The organism is Pantoea sp. R102 (assembly GCF_004916815.1).
Classification (GTDB): Bacteria; Pseudomonadota; Gammaproteobacteria; order Enterobacterales; family Enterobacteriaceae; genus Pantoea; species Pantoea dispersa.
In genome coordinates this window covers 1-6,651 of record NZ_SDFT01000284.1, presented here as the reverse complement: position 1 = coordinate 6,651, position 6,651 = coordinate 1, and the positions used below count along the sequence as shown (strand labels likewise).

At 57.9% G+C, this 6,651-nt stretch carries 6 protein-coding genes and 1 pseudogene; 4 read left to right on the top strand and 3 right to left on the bottom strand.

The window, feature by feature from the left end:
- Nucleotides 1–685: NAD(P)(+) transhydrogenase (Re/Si-specific) subunit beta (locus tag ERD80_RS21765; protein ID WP_211145611.1), on the top strand; the 685-nt coding region annotated here is incomplete at its 5' end.
- A 76-nt stretch (nucleotides 686–761) separates the two neighbouring features.
- On the opposite strand, the gene uspE is transcribed toward ERD80_RS21765, so the two are convergent.
- Nucleotides 762–1,718 carry a universal stress protein UspE gene (gene uspE / locus ERD80_RS21760; protein WP_058758505.1) on the bottom strand — a complete coding sequence of 319 codons (957 nt, stop codon included), beginning with the start codon at nucleotides 1,716–1,718 and terminating at the stop codon, nucleotides 762–764.
- A gap of 119 nt (nucleotides 1,719–1,837) precedes the next feature.
- The gene (locus ERD80_RS21755) at nucleotides 1,838–2,590 is read right to left on the bottom strand and encodes an FNR family transcription factor (RefSeq protein WP_031279133.1); all 753 of its coding nucleotides are present in this window, start codon (nucleotides 2,588–2,590) and stop codon (nucleotides 1,838–1,840) included.
- Nucleotides 2,591–2,887: 297 nt separating this feature from the next.
- Here ERD80_RS21755 and smrA point away from each other — a divergent pair, with 297 nt between their 5' ends.
- A complete protein-coding gene (gene smrA / locus ERD80_RS21750) occupies nucleotides 2,888–3,454 on the top strand; it encodes a DNA endonuclease SmrA (protein WP_058780599.1) in 567 nt (188 codons plus the stop codon).
- Here the strand turns inward: smrA and ERD80_RS21745 are convergent.
- The gene (locus tag ERD80_RS21745; protein ID WP_021506104.1) at nucleotides 3,451–4,371 is read right to left on the bottom strand and encodes a LysR substrate-binding domain-containing protein; all 921 of its coding nucleotides are present in this window, start codon (nucleotides 4,369–4,371) and stop codon (nucleotides 3,451–3,453) included. The genes smrA and ERD80_RS21745 overlap by 4 nt on opposite strands.
- A gap of 323 nt (nucleotides 4,372–4,694) precedes the next feature.
- On the opposite strand from ERD80_RS21745, the gene ERD80_RS21740 reads away from it, so the two are divergent.
- Together ERD80_RS21740 and ERD80_RS21735 are read left to right on the top strand one after the other, a co-directional pair.
- Complete coding sequence (locus ERD80_RS21740; protein WP_058758506.1) at nucleotides 4,695–6,029, top strand: aromatic acid/H+ symport family MFS transporter; 1,335 nt, start codon at nucleotides 4,695–4,697, stop codon at nucleotides 6,027–6,029.
- Nucleotides 6,030–6,117: 88 nt separating this feature from the next.
- Nucleotides 6,118–6,651 (top strand): annotated as a pseudogene (locus ERD80_RS21735) (DUF1338 family protein); the annotation flags it as partial.

Genomic DNA, 6,651 nt, shown 5'->3' with positions numbered 1-6,651 from the left:
GTTGAGCAACGACCTGCTGATCGTCACCGGTGCGCTGGTGGGCTCCTCCGGTGCCATCCTGTCGTACATTATGTGTAAAGCGATGAACCGTTCCTTTATCAGCGTGATTGCCGGCGGGTTCGGCACTGACGTGAGCGGTGCCGACGCGGGCGAAGAGGCGGGTGAACACCGTGAAATCAGCGCGGAAGAGACGGCAGAACTGCTGAAAAACTCGACCTCGGTGATCATCACGCCGGGCTACGGTATGGCGGTCGCCCAGGCGCAGTATCCGGTGGCAGAGATCACCGAGAAACTGCGCGCGCGCGGTATCAAGGTGCGTTTCGGTATTCACCCGGTCGCCGGTCGTTTGCCGGGGCACATGAACGTGCTGCTGGCGGAAGCCAAAGTGCCGTACGATGTGGTGCTGGAGATGGATGAGATCAACGATGATTTCAGCGATACCGACACCGTGCTGGTTATCGGTGCCAACGACACCGTCAACCCGGCGGCCCAGGACGATCCGCGCAGCCCGATTGCCGGTATGCCGGTGCTGGAAGTGTGGAAAGCGCAAAACGTCATCGTGTTCAAACGCTCGATGAACACCGGCTATGCCGGAGTGCAGAACCCGCTGTTCTTTAAAGAGAACACCCAGATGCTGTTTGGCGATGCCAAAGCCAGCGTCGAAGGCATTCTGCGCGCGCTGTAGGAAACGAAAAGGGCGGTGATGTCACCGCCCTGAAAAGCTCAAACCAGGGCGGCGCAGGATGGCCGCCCTGCGTTATTTAATCCTCTTCATCTTCCTCATCGTCGAGGTCAATCGGCGATTTGAAATCATCCGGCTTAATCGCCAGCAAATCACAGCGCAGGTGATCGATCACCTGTTCAGCGGTATTGCCGAGAAACGCAGCTGACAGACCGGTACGACCGATGGTGCCCAGCACCACAATCCCGGCGTCGAGATGCGAAGCGATATCAGGGATGACTTCTTCCGGCAGGCCCTTCGCTACGTGGGTAAATTCCTCGCCGATGGAAAATTTCTGGCGCAGCGCTTTCATCGCCACCAGATGCTGGCCGCGAATCGCATCGTTATAGACGCTGGGATCAAAATCCGGCAGTTCAATAGCAATGTTAATCGGCGTGACGGGATAAGCGCCCACCAGATGCACCTCGGTGTGATTCACCATTTCGGCCAGGCGCGTGGTCTCGCGGATCAGTTTTTGATTAAGCTCATCATGATGCGGTTCCTCGCTGGCAAGGTTTACCGCCACCACCGCTTTGCCGCCTTCCGGCCACGGCTGGTCTTTGACCATCCACACCGGGCACGGGCACTTACGCAGCAGGTGCCAGTCGGTGGGGGTAAAAATCACCGCTTCCAGACGATCGTGCTGGTGCGCCATCTTCAGGACCAAATCATGCTGATGCGCCAGCACTTCCTGAATGATGGCTTCGTACGGCCGGTTATGCCACACCACTTTGATCTCGATATCCACGCCGGCTTCCAGATAGGCCTGCGCCTGTTCGCGGATCCATTCGGTACGCTGGCTAATCACCCCTTTGCGCATGTTGACGCGCTCGTCGGGCGACAGCAGGGTGGTCATTTCGTAGGAGAAGTCGTAGATAGGCAGGAAGGCTTTGATTTTTCCGCCGATACGTTGATTGAGATACACCGCACGCCGCAGCGCCGGCTGGTCGTCCTGCTGAGCATCAATCGCCACCAGAATATGCTGATACCGGGACATAAGGCACTCTCCTCAAACCAAAGCGAAGTTGGATTAAAGATAGCCTAAGATGGCGCAGGGCAGAAGCGGAAAAGTTGTTGCCGGATCAATAAAATAACATTTATCGACCCGGCAGGCGGTTACGCTGCCTGATCGGTCTGGCCGGCCAGTTCAGCCAGCAGCGCATGGTTTTCGATGGTGATATATTTGCCTTTCACCGCCAGCATGCCGCTTTTCTGGAAACGTCCCAGCAGACGGCTGATGGTTTCAACGGTGAGTCCCAGATAGTTACCGATGTCACCGCGCGTCATGGTCAGGCGGAATTCACGCTGTGAGAAACCGCGCTGGCCGAAGCGACGCGACAGGTTCCAGATAAACGCCGCCAGACGCTCTTCCGCGTTCTTCTTCGATAACAGCAGGATCATATCCTGATCGCCTTTGATCTCGCCGCTCATCAGACGCATCATCTGCTGACGCAGCGCCGGCATTTTACCGGACAGATCGTCGAGGGTTTCAAACGGAATTTCACACACCATGGCCGTTTCCAGCGCCTGAGCGAAGCTCGGATGATGCGCGCTGACGATGGCGTCAAAGCCCACCAGATCGCCCGCCAGATGGAAACCGGTGATCTGTTCATCACCCTGTTCGGTAATGGTGTAACTTTTAATGGTGCCGGAGCGGATAGCATAAAGGGATTTCAGTTCATCACCGGCTTTGAACAGCGTCTGGCCTTTCTGAATCGGCTTTTTGCGTTCAATAATATTGTCCAGCTGATCCAGTTCATGTTCGTTCAGCGTGAAGGGAATACACAACTGGCTGATACTGCAATCCTGACAGTGGATGGCACAACCGCCAGACTGAATACGTCGAATGCTGCGTTTTTCCGGGATCATATAGGTACGCTCGATGATTATTGACTGTCGTCAATTTTAACATTTTTCTTTGTCATGTGAACTCATCCGAGCAGTAATAATGATCAAAACCGCACAAATGCTGGGTATTCGCGGCTTTGATGTCTGCAAATGACCAGCCGGTTTTTGATCTGGAACGTTTTCTTTCCATATTTACATCCGGACACAACCTGATCCCGCGCAGAAAGTGACGGATGTGATACCCGATAACCTTTGCTACTATTTTGCTTTCGGGTGGCATGTTGCGCCCGATTCACCACCAGGCGTGAGGAAAACACCATGAACCTTGATGATCAAGACCTTTTCCGCGATGCCATGGGTGATGTAACCCCGTTAAAAGATTGCGCCAACACCCAGTGGCTGCGCGCGCCGTCTACAAAAGCGCCGCGCCAGCAGCCGCATGACGACGCACCGGAAAACTTCCTGACGCGCGGCTTCCTTGAGATTATCCCGCGCGACACGCCGCTGGAATATAAAGCCGATGGCATTCAGCAGGGCGTGCTCGATAAGCTGCGGCTGGGCAAATATACGCTGGACGCCAGTCTTAATCTGTTGCGCCAGCCGGTGGAGACCTGCCGGCAATCGCTGTTCAGCTTTATGCTGGAAGCGCGTAAACAGGGCCTGCGCAATCTGCTGATTATTCATGGCAAAGGGCGGGATGATGAAGCACACGCCAATATTGTCCGCAGCTACGTGGCACGCTGGCTGCGTCAATTTGACGACGTTCAGACCTTCTGCAGCGCGCAACCGCAGCACGGCGGCAGCGGCGCAGTTTATGTCGGGCTGCGCAAAACCGATCGCGCGCGCCTCGACAATCGCGAACGCCACGCCAAACGCAGCCGTTAACTGTGAAATTTGCGGATGGTGGCCATCAGCACTTCCGCGCTTAACGAGAGAGAGTGGCCGCTGCGGGTAATAATGCCCACCGGTTCGCCGGGGCCGGGCGATGCGATGGGTAGCGCGCTGAGCGCATTGTGACTTAAATCTTCCTTCACCGCGCCGGATGGCACAAACCACACATAGTCATAACGCAGCGCCAGCTGGCGGGCCAGCGAGGTGGAAGAGGTTTCGACACAGTTGCCCGGCAGCGAGCAGCCTTGTTCATCCAGCATGTGCTGGGCAATGCGGCGCGGCGCGGTGCCTTCAGGCGAAATCACTACCGGCCACTGCATAGCGCGGGAAAGTGTGACGTTGTCACTTAACAGCGGGTGCTCCGGTCGCACCACCAGCTTGAGCGATTCGAGAAACAGCAATTCGTAGGTCAGGCCGGTCATCATTTCGCTGTCCGCCATACGGCCAATGCCAATATCAAACTCCCCGGCGCGCAGGCCAGCCAGCAGCACATTATTGTGCAGCGTGGCCACCTGTACCGTGGTGTTCGGCTGCTGTTCGTGGAAGCGATCCAGGATCTGCGGCAGCATCCCCATGGCGGCGGTGGTGAGGGCGCCAAGGCGGATCACGATCGGGCGTCCGGAAACCGGCGAGTTGAAACTTTGTCCGGCGTGGTTAAGCGCATCCAGTACTTTCACCGCGTGGGTCAGGAACTGTTCTCCCAGTGTCGTCAGCTGAGCACCGAGGCGACCGCGCTCAAACAGACGGGCGCCCGCCAGTTCCTCCAGCTCATTGAGCGTCTTAGACAGCGCCGGCTGACTCAGATTCAGGGTTTCCGCCGCGCGGCCCAGCGTGCCCTGTTGCGCGACTGCCACAAAGGTGTGTAAATGGCGCAGACGAATGCGCTGATTAAAGAGATGATTTTTGTCCATAAACGCCAGCGTAATGAGTCAGAGTGGTCAGCGGCAAGTGGCTGACCGAGATTCTGTTAACTTACCTGCAAAATTATATTAACAAAAACAGTCAGCGTGAGAAGTTTTAGTAAGTGGCTGTATTGGTTAGGTTTATAAATAACCGGGCGTCCGGGCGCGTTTCTGTACTCAGCGTTATCAGTAGCTTAGCGGTTAAAATGTTGAATAATTCTCAATTTCACTTAAAAATCCTGCCCGTTATTGTTAACGATGCGCTATCATAAGCGCCGTTTTTTTTACCAAAACTGATGACCTATTCGTGATAATCCTGCAGGAGTGGTACCGTGACCAGCGCTGAAGCCATTGACGTCCGCCAGCTCATCAACCAGAGCGCGTTAAGCAGCTGGCAGAAGCGTTTAATTGCGCTGTGCTTTGTCGTGGTAGCGCTGGATGGCATGGATATCGCGCTGATGGGCTTTATCGCGCCGACGCTGAAAGCCAGCTGGGGCGTGACCAATCATCAGTTGGGGATGGTGATCAGCGCGGCGCTGATTGGCCTGGCGCTGGGTGCCATGGTGGCTGGACCGCTGGCCGATCGCTACGGCCGCCGCGTGATGATTCTGCTCAGCGTGCTGTTTTTTGGCCTCTGGACGCTGGCGACCGCCATGGCGCAAAACATCGAACAGATGATGCTGTTCCGTTTCCTCACCGGTCTGGGGCTGGGAGCGGCGATGCCCAACGTCGGCACGCTGGTGGCCGAATACGCGCCCGAGCGGCGCCGCTCGTTTATTATCACCGTGGTGTTCTGCGGCTTCACCTTTGGCGCGGCCTCCGGCGGTTTTGCCGCCTCGTGGCTGCTGCCGCGCTATGACTGGCATTCCGTGATGCTGATGGGCGGCGTGCTGCCGCTGCTGGTGCTGCCGTTTCTGCTGCGCGGCCTGCCGGAGTCGGTGCGCTTTCTCATCAGCCAGCGCGCGCCCGCTGCACGCATTCACGCTATTCTGGCGCGCATGCTGCCGGGCAGCGTCCGGCCTGACAGCCATTTTCAAAGCAGTGAACCGCTGGCCGCGCGCCACGGTGCAGTGGCCACCGTCGTCTCACCCCGCTATCTGTTTGGCAGCCTGATGCTGTGGGGCGGCTACTTTATGGGGCTGTTTCTGGTCTACCTGATTGGCAGCTGGCTGCCATCGCTGATCAACACGCTGGGCATGTCTGTCACCGAAGCGGCTATCGTCACCGCCATGTATCAGGCGGGCGGCACCGTTGGCTCACTGTTTGCCGGCTGGCTGATGGACCGCATCAACGCCAATCTGGCGCTGGCCATTATTTACTTTTGCGGCGGCATCGCCATTGTGGCGCTCGGGTTTTCCCCGGCGCAGGTCGGGTTGATGAGCGCCATCGCCTTCTGCAGCGGCTTCTGTTTTAACGGTGCCAACACCGGCATGAATGCACTCTCGGCCAGTTACTATCCCACCCATGCCCGCGCGACCGGCTCCAGCTGGATGCACGGCGTCGGCCGCATCGGCGCGATCATCAGCGCCTTCGTCGGCGCTGAGCTGCTGTCCCTCGGCTGGTCGTTTAGCCAGATCTTTCTGCTGCTGGCGCTGCCGGCGGCGCTGACCACGCTGATGCTGGTACTGAAATGTCGCTTTGGTGACCAGCCGCGCGCCACCGAGTGACAGGGCGATCACAGTTCCGCGAAAATGTTACCCGCCGCTAAAGGGTTGATCTACAGTAGCAGCAACCCTTTAGCCCAAGGTGATGACCATGGATAACTTTCTCACCCGCGATGCCATCCGCACGCTGTTCTCTCAGGCCATGTCGGCCATGTACCAGCAGGAGGTGCCGCAATATGGCACCCTGACGCAGCTGGTTACCGCCGTTAACGAACGCACCTTAGAAGCGCAGCCGGCGCTGAAAAACCGTCTGGCCGCCGCCGATGAGCTGAGCCGCCTCGGCGTGGAGCGTCACGGTGCCATTCGCGTCGGCACTGCCGCAGAGCTCAGCACGCTGCGGCAGATGTTTGCCGTGATGGGGATGGAGCCAGTGGGCTATTACGATCTGTCACAGGCGGGCGTGCCGGTGCACTCTACTGCCTTTCGCCCGGTCAGCGACAGCGCGCTGCGGCGCAATCCCTTCCGCGTTTTCACCTCGCTGCTGCGGCTGGAGTTGATCGACGATGCCGCACTGCGCGACAAAGCCACGGCTATCCTGGCGGCGCGCGACATCTTCACGCCTGGCTGCCGGGCACTGATCGCGCAGCATCAGCAGCAGGGCGGTCTCAATGCTGCCGATGCCGCC